The organism is Maribacter antarcticus DSM 21422, from assembly GCF_000621125.1.
GTDB lineage: Bacteria > Bacteroidota > Bacteroidia > Flavobacteriales > Flavobacteriaceae > Maribacter > Maribacter antarcticus.
In genome coordinates this window covers 468,369-483,677 of sequence record NZ_KK211214.1, presented here as the reverse complement: position 1 = coordinate 483,677, position 15,309 = coordinate 468,369, and the positions used below count along the sequence as shown (strand labels likewise).

At 39.7% G+C, this 15,309-nt stretch carries 14 protein-coding genes and 1 other RNA gene; 7 read left to right on the top strand and 8 right to left on the bottom strand.

Translation table 11 applies throughout. The annotated features are described in order from the left end of the window. Nucleotides 1-70: 70 nt before the first annotated feature. Nucleotides 71-820 carry a polyphosphate--glucose phosphotransferase gene (gene ppgK, locus Q360_RS0118635; RefSeq protein WP_027078428.1) on the top strand — a complete coding sequence of 250 codons (750 nt, stop codon included), beginning with the start codon at nt 71-73 and terminating at the stop codon, nt 818-820. A 139-nt stretch (nt 821-959) separates the two neighbouring features. Here ppgK and Q360_RS0118630 read toward each other — a convergent pair whose 3' ends face one another. The 5 genes from Q360_RS0118630 to Q360_RS24905 form a co-directional block, all read right to left on the bottom strand. Next, the gene (locus Q360_RS0118630) at nt 960-1,748 is read right to left on the bottom strand and encodes an SDR family NAD(P)-dependent oxidoreductase (RefSeq protein ID WP_027078427.1); all 789 of its coding nucleotides are present in this window, start codon (nt 1,746-1,748) and stop codon (nt 960-962) included. A 256-nt stretch (nt 1,749-2,004) separates the two neighbouring features. Then, nucleotides 2,005-3,804 (bottom strand): translational GTPase TypA, encoded by a 1,800-nt coding sequence (gene typA / locus Q360_RS0118625; RefSeq protein ID WP_027078426.1) that lies wholly within the window; start codon nt 3,802-3,804, stop codon nt 2,005-2,007. A gap of 160 nt (nt 3,805-3,964) precedes the next feature. Beyond that, nucleotides 3,965-4,276, bottom strand: a complete 312-nt coding sequence (locus tag Q360_RS0118620; RefSeq protein ID WP_027078425.1) for a hypothetical protein — start codon at nt 4,274-4,276, stop codon at nt 3,965-3,967. A 208-nt stretch (nt 4,277-4,484) separates the two neighbouring features. Continuing rightward, nucleotides 4,485-5,060: a hypothetical protein gene (locus Q360_RS0118615; RefSeq protein ID WP_027078424.1), complete on the bottom strand. Its 576-nt coding sequence runs from the start codon at nt 5,058-5,060 to the stop codon at nt 4,485-4,487. 413 nt (nt 5,061-5,473) lie between these two features. Next, nucleotides 5,474-6,040 carry a hypothetical protein gene (locus Q360_RS24905; protein ID WP_156950172.1) on the bottom strand — a complete coding sequence of 189 codons (567 nt, stop codon included), beginning with the start codon at nt 6,038-6,040 and terminating at the stop codon, nt 5,474-5,476. 84 nt (nt 6,041-6,124) lie between these two features. On the opposite strand from Q360_RS24905, the gene kdsA reads away from it, so the two are divergent. Both kdsA and Q360_RS0118600 read left to right on the top strand, forming a co-directional pair. Further along, entirely contained in the window at nt 6,125-6,943 is an 819-nt protein-coding gene (kdsA, locus tag Q360_RS0118605; RefSeq protein ID WP_027078423.1) for a 3-deoxy-8-phosphooctulonate synthase, read from the top strand. Between the two features lie 38 nt (nt 6,944-6,981). Beyond that, entirely contained in the window at nt 6,982-8,583 is a 1,602-nt protein-coding gene (locus tag Q360_RS0118600; protein ID WP_036196301.1) for a sulfatase family protein, read from the top strand. Here Q360_RS0118600 and Q360_RS27285 read toward each other — a convergent pair. Next, entirely contained in the window at nt 8,580-8,711 is a 132-nt protein-coding gene (locus tag Q360_RS27285; protein WP_316931547.1) for a hypothetical protein, read from the bottom strand. The two genes, Q360_RS0118600 and Q360_RS27285, sit on opposite strands and share 4 nt — an antisense overlap. A 1-nt stretch (nt 8,712) precedes the next feature. Continuing rightward, nucleotides 8,713-8,925 carry a DUF1801 domain-containing protein gene (locus Q360_RS27510; RefSeq protein WP_394331966.1) on the bottom strand — a complete coding sequence of 71 codons (213 nt, stop codon included), beginning with the start codon at nt 8,923-8,925 and terminating at the stop codon, nt 8,713-8,715. A gap of 120 nt (nt 8,926-9,045) precedes the next feature. Here Q360_RS27510 and Q360_RS0118590 point away from each other — a divergent pair, with 120 nt between their 5' ends. Further along, a complete protein-coding gene (locus Q360_RS0118590; protein ID WP_027078421.1) occupies nt 9,046-10,158 on the top strand; it encodes an Sb-PDE family phosphodiesterase in 1,113 nt (370 codons plus the stop codon). 20 nt (nt 10,159-10,178) lie between these two features. On the opposite strand, the gene Q360_RS0118585 is transcribed toward Q360_RS0118590, so the two are convergent. Further along, nucleotides 10,179-11,378: an NAD(P)-dependent oxidoreductase gene (locus Q360_RS0118585; RefSeq protein ID WP_027078420.1), complete on the bottom strand. Its 1,200-nt coding sequence runs from the start codon at nt 11,376-11,378 to the stop codon at nt 10,179-10,181. A 222-nt stretch (nt 11,379-11,600) separates the two neighbouring features. Here Q360_RS0118585 and ssrA point away from each other — a divergent pair. The 3 genes from ssrA (at nt 11,601) to Q360_RS0118575 (ending at nt 15,158) form a co-directional block, all read left to right on the top strand. Beyond that, nucleotides 11,601-11,999: a transfer-messenger RNA gene (gene ssrA / locus Q360_RS25455) on the top strand. A 320-nt stretch (nt 12,000-12,319) separates the two neighbouring features. After that, nucleotides 12,320-12,547 (top strand): hypothetical protein, encoded by a 228-nt coding sequence (locus Q360_RS0118580; protein WP_027078419.1) that lies wholly within the window; start codon nt 12,320-12,322, stop codon nt 12,545-12,547. Nucleotides 12,548-12,863: 316 nt separating this feature from the next. Next, nucleotides 12,864-15,158, top strand: coding sequence for an FdhF/YdeP family oxidoreductase (locus tag Q360_RS0118575; RefSeq protein WP_027078418.1), 2,295 nt, complete (start codon nt 12,864-12,866; stop codon nt 15,156-15,158). The last annotated feature ends 151 nt before the right edge of the window (nt 15,159-15,309 follow it).

Genomic DNA, 15,309 nt, shown 5'->3' with positions numbered 1-15,309 from the left:
ACAATATACGTTTCCAGAGCCGATTCTTTTTTTGTTACTTTGCGCATATTTAAAAAAATAAAAAAATAGCATGGAAGTTCTCGGTATTGATATAGGTGGCTCTGGGATTAAAGGGGCTTTGGTAAACTCTGTAACCGGAGAAATATTGACCAAAAGATATCGCATACCAACTCCGGAAGGGAGAAAGCCAAAAGAGATGGCTGCAGTAGTAGCAAAAATCGTAAAACACTTTGACCACAAGGGTCCCATTGGTGTTGGTTTTCCAACAGTGATAAAGCACGGTATCTGCAAATCTTCAGGGAATCTTGATAAAAAGTGGTCGGGCATGGATGTGAAAGCCCTGTTCAGTGCTGCCACTAATTTACCAGTTACGGTAATTAACGATGCCGATGCTGCAGGCTATGCGACTATGAATTATGGCATAGGAAAGGGAAAAAAGGGCCTTGTAATTATGATTACCATTGGTACGGGTTTAGGTAGTGGGGCGTTTTGGGATGGGGAATTGATTCCCAACTTTGAACTGGGCCAAATACCTTATAAAAAATATAAAAAAATTGAACTCTGGGCAGCAGATTCTGCCAAGGAACGCGAAGAATTAAGCTATGACCAATGGGGAAAGCGCTTTAACAAATTTCTAAAATACGTAGAGCTGATTGTAGCTCCAGAGCTAATTATTTTAGGAGGAGGCGCTTCCAAAGATTTTGCTCAATACAAACACCGTATCACCATAGAAACCCCTGTTATTGCTGCGGAATTAAGAAACTCAGCAGGTATTGTAGGTGCAGCGGCAGCTGCATTACATCAAACACCAAAAGAATAACCTTTTACGCATTCAACATGCAAAAACGGCGTTGCTTTATGCTATTCGTTAGAAGCGTCCCCTATTTATAAAAGATAGAAGTCCTAGCTCGTTTTGAAAAAACAGTTTACTACGAACCCATATGGGGTTGAACAGATGCTTATAATGCTTTGTGGTTTTCGCTAGATTGTTTACGGTTCTCGTAATTTGCTGCAACGATAACATCAAATTTCTCTGGATGTTCAAAGTTTAATTGGATATCCTTTTCTCTTTCCTCACCTCCAAAAACAACGTGGAGTTCTTTGTTGAGCAACCCTTCTAAACTTTTTACGGCAACAAACGCAGGCGAATCCATTTTCCTGTCCACAAACTTTTGCATCATATCCGTATCCGTGGCGGTGGGGTACGCGCAGGTAACGTGAATTCCGTGCGGTGCCAGCTCACGGCGCATGCAGTCGGAAAAATGTTTCAGACCAGCCTTGGTGCTCCCATAAACGGCATAAAAAGGGGTTCCTAAAAGACCTAGACCTGAAGAAATATTCAAAATACCTCCGCTTTTAGCAGCTTTCAATAACGGAATAGAATACTTGGTCAACAGCAGTACCGCAGTAAAATTAACAGCAATCTGATCGTACAATTCTTCATCAATAAGCTCATCCAAAGGTCCAGCAGAAAGAATACCGGCGTTATTTATTAGAATATCAAGATAACCCCATTTGTCCTCTATCCGTGCCGCAGCTTCTCTTAGAACAGTAATATCGGCGACATCGCCATACACCCTGATAAAATTTATATCAGGATGATTTTTCGTAAGTTCTTTCAGTCTTTTTTTATCCCTGGCAATAATCGCTAAATGGGTTGCGCCCCTATTAATTAATTCGGTCACCATACATTTACCTATACCACGTGTACCTCCGGTAATCAAGACTCTTTTACCTTCTAGATTCATTTCCAAGTTTTTGGTTTATTTTTCTTATTTTATTTTAAAGTACTTAAAAAAATTAGGATTTATGCGTAAGGCTAGCTCAAAAAATTAAAATTACCAAGACCTCATTCTTTGGCTAATGAAACTGTGAAGTTGATAATAAATTAATATAAAAAATAGAAATAGTTGGTAGGCTTTTCATAGCCCTAACCAAAAAAACCCTGAACGAACAGGGTTTTTTTATTATTTTAATAGAAACTTATAAGAATTCGCCCAACTTTTAAGCAATCTTATTTCGTTTACGTTCATTCTCCGTTAAGTAGATTTTACGCAACCTTAAATGCTTAGGCGTCACCTCAACGTACTCATCTTTTTGAATATATTCCAAAGCCTCTTCTAAAGAAAATTTAATAGCAGGAACAATTTTCGCCTTATCATCCGCTCCTGAAGAACGTACGTTTGACATCTTTTTGGTCTTTGTTATATTAACCGTCATGTCGTCACCACGAGAATTCTCTCCAATAACCTGACCTTCATAAATATCCTCTCCTGGGTCTACAAAAAACTTACCTCTGTCCTGTAATTTATCAATAGAATAAGGAATAGATTTTCCTCTTTCCATGGAAACCAACGAACCATTTTGACGCTGTGGAATATCTCCCTTCATAGGTTGATATTCTAGGAAACGGTGAGCCATAATAGCCTCACCCGCTGTTGCTGTCAATAATTGATTTCTAAGACCAATAATTCCCCTTGATGGGATATGGAACTCGCACAGCATACGATTGCCCTTTGCCTCCATACTGGTCATTTCTCCTTTACGGATAGAAACCATTTCCACTGCCTTACCTGAAACTTCCTCAGGTAAATCGATAGTCAAATGCTCAATAGGTTCACACTTTACGCCATCTATTTCTTTTATAATTACTTGTGGTTGTCCAATTTGTAATTCGTACCCTTCGCGTTTCATAGTCTCAATCAATACCGAAAGGTGTAATACCCCACGACCAAAGACCAAAAACTTATCCGCACTATCGGTTGGGTTTAATCGTAACGCCAAGTTCTTCTCCAACTCCCGCTCTAAACGCTCCTTAATGTGTCTAGACGTTACAAATTTACCATCCTGACCAAAGAATGGACTATCGTTAATCGTAAATAACATACTCATGGTAGGTTCATCTATTGCAATCGTCTTAAGACCCTCTGGGTTTTCAAGATCTGCTATAGTATCCCCTATTTCAAACCCTTCAATCCCTATTATTGCACAGATATCTCCTGTCTCTACTTCTTTTACTTTCTTACGTCCTAAACCTTCAAAAAGAAAAAGCTCTTTAATTTTAGATTTAACAATATTACCACCTCTTTTTACCAAAGAGATTTGCTGCCCTTCTTTCAAGAAGCCACGCGTTAATCTTCCAATAGCAATACGTCCTGTAAATGACGAGAAATCCAAAGATGTAATTAACATCTGTGTAGTACCTTCTTTTGGCTCAAACGTTGGTATGTGTTCGATAACCATATCCAAAAGTGGCTCTATATTATCTGTTTCATTTTTCCAGTCCTCACTCATCCAGTTATTCTTTGCAGAACCATAAACGGTAGGGAAGTCCAATTGCCATTCTTCTGCACCCAATTCAAACATCAAATCAAATACCTTTTCATGCACCTCGTCAGGGGTACAATTTTCCTTATCCACCTTATTGATGACCACACATGGCTTCAAACCTAAATCAATAGCCTTTTGCAATACAAAACGTGTTTGTGGCATTGGGCCTTCAAAAGCATCTACCAATAACAAAACACCATCAGCCATGTTCAATACACGTTCTACTTCACCTCCAAAATCGGCGTGACCAGGCGTATCTATAATGTTTATTTTTGTGTCCTTATAAATAACAGAAACGTTCTTGGAGGTAATGGTAATACCACGTTCCCGTTCCAAATCATTATTATCCAAAATTAAGTCACCTGCATTTTCATTTTCACGAAAAAGGCTACAATGGTACATGATTTTATCAACCAGGGTAGTTTTTCCGTGGTCAACGTGCGCAATAATCGCGATGTTTTTAGTATTGAACATTAGGGTTTATTTTAAGCGTGCAAAGATACTTGATTTTTTTACACGTTCGCATAATCTTAAGTTATTTTTATCTAACTGATTTTGAGTGGGTTATTTCATTTTGTTTTTACCTATTACTCAGCCTAATTTGATATCGGAAAGTATCCCTATTCCTGGGTCATTATCCCCGGTAAAAAAAGCAGGGCCAAACGAAACTCCCCAATAAAATCGAGCGTTGTAAGTCCTTTGTATTCCATAAACTAGACCGCCTATATAAAAGTAAAGAGCTATCATATTCAAAATTACCCAATAAGGGAGCTGCTACCAGCAACCTATTGATTAAGGCTACATAATCTCCGCTATTACCAGAAATGTGCTTTCCCTTGTTTACTCTGTGCCCTACATTGGTAAAATATCGATAACCCGCTCCCAAGTAAAGGAAAATTTCAAAATCTCCATCCCAGTCTGGAATCAGTCTTAATTCAAAGTTCAACGTGGAACGTATCCCGGCTCAAAGTTCATAATTAACACCGAGAAGAACTAAATTCATTTTAAAGAGTTTGTACTCTAGTTGTTAGGTTACTTGCGCAGAAAGGTCACAGCTTAAAAAGAAGGCAAGCGATTAAAACGAATGGGAGTTTCATAAGATGTAACTATTTTAACTACCTGTGAAAATATCATCAGGAATTAGGCCAAATATATCAATCAAAAGTAGGTGTTCGAGATTTCGATTTCATAGGGACCCAACCAAGAGAAAAACTAAATAAAGGGCCATAACCGTTGACCACACCATCGCCTCGGTAGTAGCCAAAGCCTAGTTCCGCATTAAAATTAAATCCTTTTCTGTAGGTTCTTTGAATGCCATACACCCCTCCAAAAAATTCAAGATTAAAATCATTATTATCCTTTAAACTATTTGTTACTTGTAATGCCCCAAAAAAGACACTTCTTGCAAGACCTATATAATTAGCAGAGTTACCAACCACATTCTTATTGATATCCAAACGTTCTTGAAAATTATGGTAGTACCTAATTCTCGTATTCCAGGCAATACCAAAAGTGTAGCCTTCCTCATAGGAGGCCGCACCTGGTGTAAAACTAGTAGAACCACTTACGTTTCTAAATAACCCTATTTCGTATCTAAATCCCGTTCCAAAGGTAAATTGATGCCGTTCTAAGTTAATAATACCTTTTCCTTTTTCGGAAATACGTTGGGCGTGAAGTTGATACCCGAAACCATACATAAATAGAACGACTAGGAATAGTTTTTTTAACATGGTAGTTGCTTTAAGTTGCTAAAGCTAAACAGATACTGATACCGAAACCTATGTTTTAATGAAATTTTATGAATTGAAGAGGTTTTCAAGTTCAAGTATCAAGTTCAAGGGTCAATCTCAAATACAATTGAAGTTTCATGCTTGGTCTCCGCTAGGAATAAACCAAAAAAGTCTCCCCTCCTGGGGGGGGGATAATTTATTTTTGAGTTTAAGCTTAAGCGTCAAGTTCAAATACAAGAGCGGCATCAAACATCAATTCAACAGATTACCGCGTCGTACCTCCTCGCAAAGATGTTCAATTTTATTACTTTTCACTGATTACTCTTCATCTTTTTTATCTGCCAACTGCTACTGCTACTGCTAACAATATACAACCCACTACCGTCTACACTCTAACAACTACCTCCTACAAATTATCGCCCTACACACCAGCGTTTCTCACTAAAAATCCAGCCGACACTTAAGTTTACAACAGGATAGATAGCGCCTTCAAATTGCCCGGTGTAATAAGCCGCTCCGGCATCTATCGAAAAATTAAATCCAGAATTATAACTGCGTTGTAGTCCGGTTACGAGTCCGGCATAACCAAATGAGCCTTTTACGACTTCATTATTTATAGTTCGCGTATCTGGAAAAAACGCGGCAACAGCAGGTGCTATATAATTGGCAGAATTCCCATAAATGGCTTTTCTATTCCGTTGGCGGGTTTCAAAATTATAGTAATACCGATATTGTAAGGCAACTGTGGGGAAAAATCCAAACTCCTCGTACACCTCTGATAATAGTGGGTCTAAAGCCATTTGTAACCCCGCTTTTATATCCAAAGTGGTATTGACGCCTAGTGCCATTTCATATTCCAGACCTGGATGCATAAGGTTTACCTTAAATTGGCGCAGCTCACAGTTCTTACCAAACTGTGCCATAGCACAGCTAGCAAACAAAAGTAGTGTCATTAAAAACACGCTGTGTAGTCGTATCATGTGTAGATATGGGTTTATTGCAATAGCACTCCTTTACAACAGAAAGCAGCTTAAAATAGTATCTTTGACAAAAACTATTTTAGTATGAACTTGTCTCTTATACCTCAAATTAAGCACACCGATTCTAATAACTTCTTTCTACTGTCCGGTCCTTGCGCCATAGAAGGAGAAGATATGGCCTTGCGTATTGCAGAACACATTGTAACCATAACAGACAAACTTAACATCCCCTATATTTTCAAGGGAAGTTTTAAAAAGGCCAACCGGAGCAGATTAGATTCCTTTACAGGTATTGGTGACGAAAAAGCATTAAAAATATTACGGAAAGTATCGGAAACTTTTAACGTACCGACGGTAACGGATATTCATACCGAACAGGATGCTGCCATGGCTGCCGCCTATGTAGATGTGCTGCAAATTCCTGCTTTTTTAGCACGCCAGACCGACTTGCTGATTGCCGCCGCGCACACCGGAAAAACGGTTAATATTAAAAAGGGGCAATTTATGAGTCCCGAAAGTATGAAACATGCGGTTACTAAAATCACCGAGACCGGAAACCAACAAGCAATAATCACAGACCGTGGTACCATGTTCGGGTATCAAGATATGATTGTTGATTTTAGGGGTATACCTACCATGAAGCAATATGCACCTGTCGTTTTAGATGTAACCCACTCCTTACAACAGCCCAACCAGGCATCAGGTGTCACTGGCGGTAGACCAGCACTTATTGGCACTATGGCAAGAGCAGCTATTGCGGCTGGCGTTGACGGACTTTTTATAGAAACCCATTTTGACCCTGCGAATGCCAAAAGTGATGGGGCAAATATGTTAGATTTAAGTTTACTCGAAAAATTATTAACCGACTTAGTCGCCATACAGACCACAATAAATAGTCTTTAAGGATATATAAGATATCTTTTTATAAACGTAACCACACAATGAAAAAGTCACTTTCAATTTACTTATCTCTTTTTTTGACAGTGCTATTTTTCTCTTGTGGTGAAACTACACCCAAGAAAAAAACCAAAAGACCTAATATTGTCTTCATCATGTCTGACGACCACGCCTACCAGGCCATTAGCGCGTACGATACCACTTTAATTCAAACACCCAACATAGACCGCTTAGCAAAAGAGGGCGTGTTATTTACCAATGCCTCCGTAACTAATTCTATTTGTGCGCCTTCCAGAGCTGTGATTCTTACCGGAAAACATAGCCACATAAATGGAAAAATTGATAATCTAAGCCCATTTGACACTACCAATGTCACCTTTCCGATGCTGCTACAAAAAGCGGGATACCAAACCGCTATGTTCGGAAAATTACATTTTGGAAACAACCCCAAGGGTTTTGATGAATTTAAGATTTTACCAGGACAGGGTGATTATTATAACCCGAGGTTCGTTACTAAAGATGGTGATACGACCATCACGGGCTATGTAACAGATATTACGACCGACCTTACTTTGGATTGGATGGAAAAACGACGGGATACCGCAAAACCTTTTTTATTGATGTACCTGCACAAAGCACCACATCGCAGTTGGTTACCAGCAGCACGCCATTATCCTGAATTTACTAAAAACGAATATCCGCCTCCAGAAACCTTGTTCGACAAGTATCAAACCCGTGGCGATGCCGCAAAAACTGCCGAAATGGGCATCCTAAAGGATATGTTATTGCAGTACGATCTTAAAGTACCTAGCGCTGTTTTAGATGAACTCAGAATTTCAGAGCGCCTAGGTGCTGGCGGAGTAGCCAGAATGAACACCGAACAAAGAGCCGCTTGGGATTCCATTTATGAGCCAATAGCTATAGATTTTATGGAACGCTATCCGGCATTGAACGACTCCTCCCTTACGGTTTGGAAGTTTCAACGCTACATGCAAGATTATTTGGGAACGATTGCAGCGGTAGATGAAAATGTAGGACGGTTATTGGATTATTTAGATGTCGAAAACTTAAGCCAAAATACACTGATTGTCTATACCTCCGATCAAGGCTTTTACCTAGGGGAACACGGCTGGTTCGATAAGCGTTTTATGTACAACGAATCGTTCAAAACACCGTTATTGATTCGGTGGCCAAATGTGATTACCCCCAATACTACAGAAGACGAACTAGTACAGAACTTAGATTTTGCTCAAACATTTTTAGCAGCTGCAGGCGTTGCAGCACCAAAAGATATGCAAGGCGAAAGCTTGCTGCCACTTTTTAAAAAGGAAAAGGACAAATGGACCCGTGACGCCGTATACTATCACTATTATGAATATCCTGCAGAACATACCGTAAAAAGACATTATGGCATCGCCACGAAAAAGTATAAACTGATGCACTTTTACTACGATGTGGATCAATGGGAACTCTACGACCTTGAAAAAGACCCTACCGAAACTAACAATGTTTACGACGCTCTAGAATATCAGGATATCGTTGATGAGATGAAAATCAAACTAACGAAGACAAGGGAAACGTATTCCGATTCCAAGGCACTTGATAGTTTATTTATACAGCAGTATCAGAACGATGTACAGGATTAGGTTTTCCAAAACTTTTTATCCTTCACGGAAAAGGCATCCAGTAGAATTTCCTTGAGTACGGTTTCGTCTATTTCTTCTAGGGAAGTATACCGTAGCGATTTAATCATATTACGCCCCTCCATGGTCATTTTATCGGCGTGTTTTGTTAGGTGGGCAGACCGCCAAAAACCAAGATATATAGGCTTTTTTTATAGGAACGTTTAAGTAGCAAAACGGACTATCAGCTACATAGTAACAAGGCAACTTCCATTTATATTTTAAACTGGCGTCTGGTACTGTCCGCTCAATTACCGATTGTAAATGCAATAGTATACTCCTAAAAGGTTCCTGTTGATTTAGCATGTAGTTTTTAGCTGGATTCATTTATTTTCTGACACGATGTGACTACAATTTACTATTTCTTAAACTCTTGGTATTAATTTTTAGCTTTCTAACCGTTATATTTGAAGAAAACCTGACCCCATGAAACCCTATATTATAGTGCTTGCCCTTTTAGGAACTTTTTTTGCCTCCGCTCAAGACCACTCCCATACTGGTGCTCAACCGTTTCACTACCCAGACATTGAAGGGTATAAAACCTTAAAAACCGACCTTCATATGCACACCGTTTTTTCCGATGGTAGCGTATGGCCCAATATCCGTGTGCAAGAAGCACTTCGGGAAAATTTGGATGCCATTTCCTTAACCGAACACTTAGAGTACCAACCGCATTTGGCAGACATTCCGCATCCAGACCGCAATCGCTCCTATACCATTGCCATGCAAGAAGCAAAGAATCATGACCTTCTCATTGTTCATGGGTCGGAAATTACACGCTCCTCCCCAATTGGGCACAACAATGCCGTTTTTATAAAAGATGCCAACAAATTAATGGCAGAAGATGGACTTACCCCTTTTAAAGAAGCAAAAAAGCAAGGGGCCTTTGTGTTTTGGAACCATCCTGCCTGGTATGCGCAAAATCCTGACGGGAATCCTACCCTAAGCGATTTTCAAAAAGAACGCATTACGAATGGAGAACTGCATGGAATAGAAGTTATTAATGCGTTTGATTATGCCGAAGAGTCATTAGCCTTGGCCTTAGAACAGAATTTGACCATAATGGGCACAAGTGATATTCACGGACTCATAGACTGGGACTATACCGAAAAAGGAAACCACCGCCCTATAACCTTAGTATTTGCAAAAGAGAAAAACCTAGAGCGTATGCAAGAAGCATTATTTTCGGGAAGAACGGTTGCTGTTTACAACGACCTTTTGGTAGGCAAAGAAGAATTCCTAAACCCGTTAATAAAAGCGAGTATAGAAGTTATTACGGCCACCTACCTAGAAAATACTTCGATAGTAAAACTGGAATTAAAAAATAATTCTAGTAGTGATTTGCTATTCGAGAATATAATGGACTTTACCTTCTATGATAGTTCTCCTATATTCACCATTAAAGGCTTAGAGACAAAAACAGTACATGTAAAAACCCTCAAGAAATTAGATGTCCTAAATCTTAAATTAAAAGCACTTGGTGCTTATAACGCACCAAAACAACATCCCGTAATTACATGGGCGATACCTTTGAAATAAAAAGACCCTATTAAGAAAGCTTACCCATTAACGTAAGATTCTAAGTGCTTATAACGTGTTGTTAGTTTCCCATGCTGTGTCATGCGAGCCCGATGTAAAACGCCGTTTTTATCGCCATTAAAAAATGCAGGAATTACGTTTTTTACAAACGCTTCTCCAAAACCTACGCTGGCATCCCTGGGTAGTTCACATGGTAAATTATCCACAGCCATAACAGCGACAGCATCAAGGTTCGTAAAATCGGTTTCCTCCTCCAATTGTGGGTCGTACCCATAAATTGGGTCGGCTATAGTAGAAGGTCGTATTGTGGTAGCTACGGGTCCATCAATATCGCAGCTAACATCTGCCACTACTTTTATCTTAAATTCTGGATGTTTGGCATCTTCTCGGGTAAACAGAAACGGTGATCCTTGTCCGTAAAAATGACCGGCGATATAAAAGTCGGTCACCTTTGCAAAACGGAAAAAATCACTTTTATATTCTTCGGGATTCGCAAAAAAATCGGCCTTATTGCCACGCACCCTGTCTTTGCGTTTATTATATTCCGATGCATCAATCTGGCAGTAGACCGGCTCGTTAAAATCTTCTTCCAAATATTCTCCAATATTTACCCTGCGCATTCCCATACCATCTAGCATTTCTCTAGAACCATTGCCAACCCTGCCCCTACCTGTAAGTAGGACTTTGATATTGGGCAGTTTTATTTTTTTTAGCTCGAAAATCAATTCCTGTTGATCGGTCAACGCTTCTGCTTTTGGCAATGCAAAAGTTCCATATTTTAATCCATATGCTCTAAAGCCATTATAGGCACCAACGATACCTGCATACCTCCCAAAAGCAACTAAACGTTGTTCTTTCTCGTTGGTAATAACCTCATGATCATACAGCTCGATATTCTTATCAAGCACAGCCTTTAATAAGGAACTATTATAGGGTTGTTGTTTAATGGTATGAGAAAAGAAGAAATATTTTTTATTGGGAATCAAGTTTTCAATCGGCACTTCCTTTACCCCTATAAGTACGTCACAGTCGGCCATTTCTGATACTACATTAAGCCCAAGAGTACGGTATGCATCGTCCGAAAACGTACGAATTAGAGAGGGCTCAATAACGATCTCTGCGTGGGTATGTTCCCTAAGAATCGTTTTACAAGCTTCCGGAGATAATACCACTCTCCTATCCGGTGGATTTTTACGTTCTGTGATGATACCGAATTTCATGTACAATAAGGGGTTTACTAATTAGTAGCTACTGCTTTTACTGCCATAGTTTCAGTAGTGTTACGACCACGTTACAATGGCATGCTATTTGCCTAAATATAATAGGTTTTGCAAGGGTAAGCAAACTTTTGATTAACTTCGCAATCCTTAATTAAAATAGTTCTTTGATAAATATTGTTGTTCTATCGAAAAATAGATTTCCGCCTACGTGGAAATGACAATGGGGCCGACTGGTTTTGACAGCGAGACCAATGGCAATGTAAGCATGTCGAGCGCTGAGGTACAGCTCGTTAATATCATACTTCACACTTTTAATTGGCGAAAACAATTACGCTCTTGCCGCTTAATCCGAATTACAGTAGGATTTAGCCTCGTCCCTACCAGGTAGGGAAGCGAGATGTTCCTGGGTAGCCCTTGTTGATGGCGACCCACTTAGGAGCACCAGAAAAGTCAACATAAGGTTATTGTTTGCTTTGGCAATAACACTAAAACTTAAGAAGCTAAGCGTTTGTTGGGCCGTTTCCGGTCAGGCCTGCGTCGAAAATTAATCGGAAACTAAACATGTAGAAAGCACTGACGTTGCTTGTTTGGACGAGGGTTCGATTCCCTCCGGCTCCACAGATTGGATGTCACAATCCACCAAAAAACCCTGTAATTATATGATATTACAGGGTTTTTTAATAGCTACACCTGTATATTACAAAATAGCAGCTCCAAGTCAACAACCAATTTTTAGAATAGTAGTCGACCCAAAAAAGCAAGTCCAACACCGTAAGGATTAAACACAAGGTGTAATCTAAAAGTTATTAACAATCTGATTGGAAAACTTTAATAGCGCATTTCATCGAAAAAACAGTGCATTTCATCCACAAAACGAATTTCCTGAATACCTTAGGATTCTTAATTGAAGTATTACGTAAAACCAGCTCTCTAATTCGTCCATGAAACCACACTTTTTAAAACACATCTTTTTTTATTCCCTAGTAACTGTTCTTATTTCCCTGAGTACTTCTTGTAGTAAAAATCATGATTTGATTTCTGATTACATTATTTCTAATACTACCGAGATTTCCTCAGAACAAAAAACGGCTACCGCACTTTTATCGACCTCGCAGAAAACGGAACAAGTAGAGGCTAATTCTAATCTTACCGAAACACTAGGAAAATAACATTAGGCTGCACTGCAATTCGCAACTTTTCACCTTCTTCGGTTTTACTGCGCATAGTAAGAACACAATCCCATATACTTTTAATTGCGAAACGCTTTTCGACATTAGCACCTCTGTGACGTATTGTTATCTTAGCTACGATTGCTGAAACAAACAACTGCAAGATTTAAACCTCAGGAAAATAACCTCTCTTTGCTATAAAACCAACGTTATATCAGACTAAAAACTCTTTCTATTGTCAAGACCATCTAAAGCTGGCTTAACCGCTCGTTTATATCTAAATCATTTGTAATACCTTAGATGAAAATCGTTTTTCATGCCCAAACCAACGGAACGGAACATCTCCCTAACGGGAACTATTAGATTTACTGGACTCAAACTTACTAATACAGCATCTTATGCTGCAGGAGTCCCTGGAGTCAAAGCAGCACTACAACATAGTTTTAAGGAAATGGGAGCCTTAGAAGCCCTTTCTACGCTTTCAAAAATGAATCAAAAAGATGGTTTTGACTGCCCTGGTTGCGCTTGGCCAGACCCAGAAGTACCGTCTAAACTAGGAGAATATTGCGAAAACGGAGCAAAAGCCTTGGCCGAAGAAGCAACATACGAAAAAGCAGATGCAGATTTCTTCAAAACACATAGCGTTGAAGAAATCTCAACGTGGTCTGATTTTAAAATCGGAAAGAGCGGAAGACTTACCCGTCCTATGGTACTTAGAGCGGGCAGCATACATTACACACCTATTTCTTGGGAAAACGCTTTTACCCTTATCGCAGATGAACTTAAGACACTAAGCCATCCTGACGAAGGTATTTTTTACACCTCCGGAAGGTCTAGTAACGAAGCTGCTTTCCTATACGGACTCTTTGTTAGGGCTTTTGGGACCAATAACATGCCCGATTGTTCTAATATGTGCCATGAGAGTAGCGGTGTTGGGCTTTCGGAAACCTTGGGCATTGGAAAGGGTTCTGTAACCTTAGAAGATCTTCATGAAGCCGAAGTAGTCATGGTTATTGGGCAAAACCCGGGTACGAATCACCCCAGAATGCTATCGGCACTGGAGGCCTGCAAAAAAAACGATGGAAAAATAATTAGTATTAATCCCCTAGCAGAAGCGGGGCTCATCCGATTCAAAGACCCACAATCGCTTAATGGAATGCTCAAAGGCACTTCCTTAACGGATATTCATCTTCAGGTAAAAATCAACCAAGATGTAGCGCTACTTAAACTACTCATGAAAAAGTTAGCTGCGCAAGATGCCAAAGGAGAAAAAGTATTTGATCACGAGTTCATCAACACCTACACTAACGGATACGAATCTTTCCTATCTGATCTCGAAAATTATACCGAAGCAACATTATATGAATTATGTGGGATTGCTTCCGAGCAAATAGATCAAACCGTAGCACTACTTGCGAAAAAAAATAAAATCATCATCTGTTGGGCCATGGGCCTTACACAGCATAAAAATGGAGTAGCCAATGTTAAGGAATGTGTTAACTTGCTGCTGCTAAAGGGTAGTTTGGGAAAACTAGGTACCGGCACCTGCCCCGTTCGCGGGCATAGTAATGTACAGGGCGATCGCACGGTAGGCATCATGCACCACGTATCCAATGAATTGAACCAAAGCCTAGAAAAAGTATTTGGTTTTACACCACCCGAAAAAGAAGGCTTGGATACGGTACACGCCGTACAGGCTATGCATGAAGGGAAGGCAAAAGTATTCATAGCCTTGGGCGGAAATTTTGCGTCGGCTGTGGCGGATACCCAATATACAGCAGAAGCCCTTCAAAGATGTAACCTAACAGTGCAAATCAGCACCAAACTCAATCGAAGTCATTTGATTACGGGTCAAAAAGCCTTAATACTCCCTACGCTTGGCCGTTCAGAAAAAGACATTAAAAATGGCAACCAACGTTTTCTTACCGTAGAAAACAGCATGGGGAAAGTGCACCGTACCAAAGGGGTGTTACCTCCAAAATCTAAACAACTAAAAAGTGAACCAGAAATTATTGGTGGTATGGCCGATGCATTTTTTAAGGGAAAGCATCCAGTAGCGTGGAAAAACCTAGGCTCTGATTACAATACTATTCGAGAAAAAATAGCAGCGACCATTACCGGGTTTGAAGCGGTTACGGAAGAATCAAAAGGGACAGGATTTTACCTTCCAAATAATGTGCGAGAGCTAGATTTTAGTAAGCTCCCAAACGGAAAGGCTCAATTTAGTGCGTGTGCAGTTGCGGACCATAAAATGAAACCAAACGAGCTATTGCTTATGACTATACGCTCCCATGACCAATTCAACACCACCATTTACGGACTCAATGATAGATACCGAGGCATCCATAACGAGCGTAGGATTATTTTTATGAATCAGACTGATATGACAGCTCAGCACTTCAAAAAACTAGAAATAGTAGATTTGGTAAGTAATTATGATAGTATTGAGCGAAGGGCAGAACAGTTTTTAGTTGTTCCTTACAACATACCTGAAGGGAACGTTGCCGCCTATTTCCCAGAAACCAATATGATTATACCCTACAACCATTTTGCGGATTATAGTAATACGCCCATTAGCAAGTCGGTTATTGTGAGCGTGGAGAAAAGATAGTGAAGTAGTTTGTTGCTAGCTATGCGAAGCCATACAATTAGAAGTAAAACCAGTATTTAGAACTTATTTTGTATGTATTTCGAGGGGGGAAAAGAAGGTTGAATTGTGAATCGAAAACGCTTGCTAAGTGCTAGAGTATTGAGACAAAAAC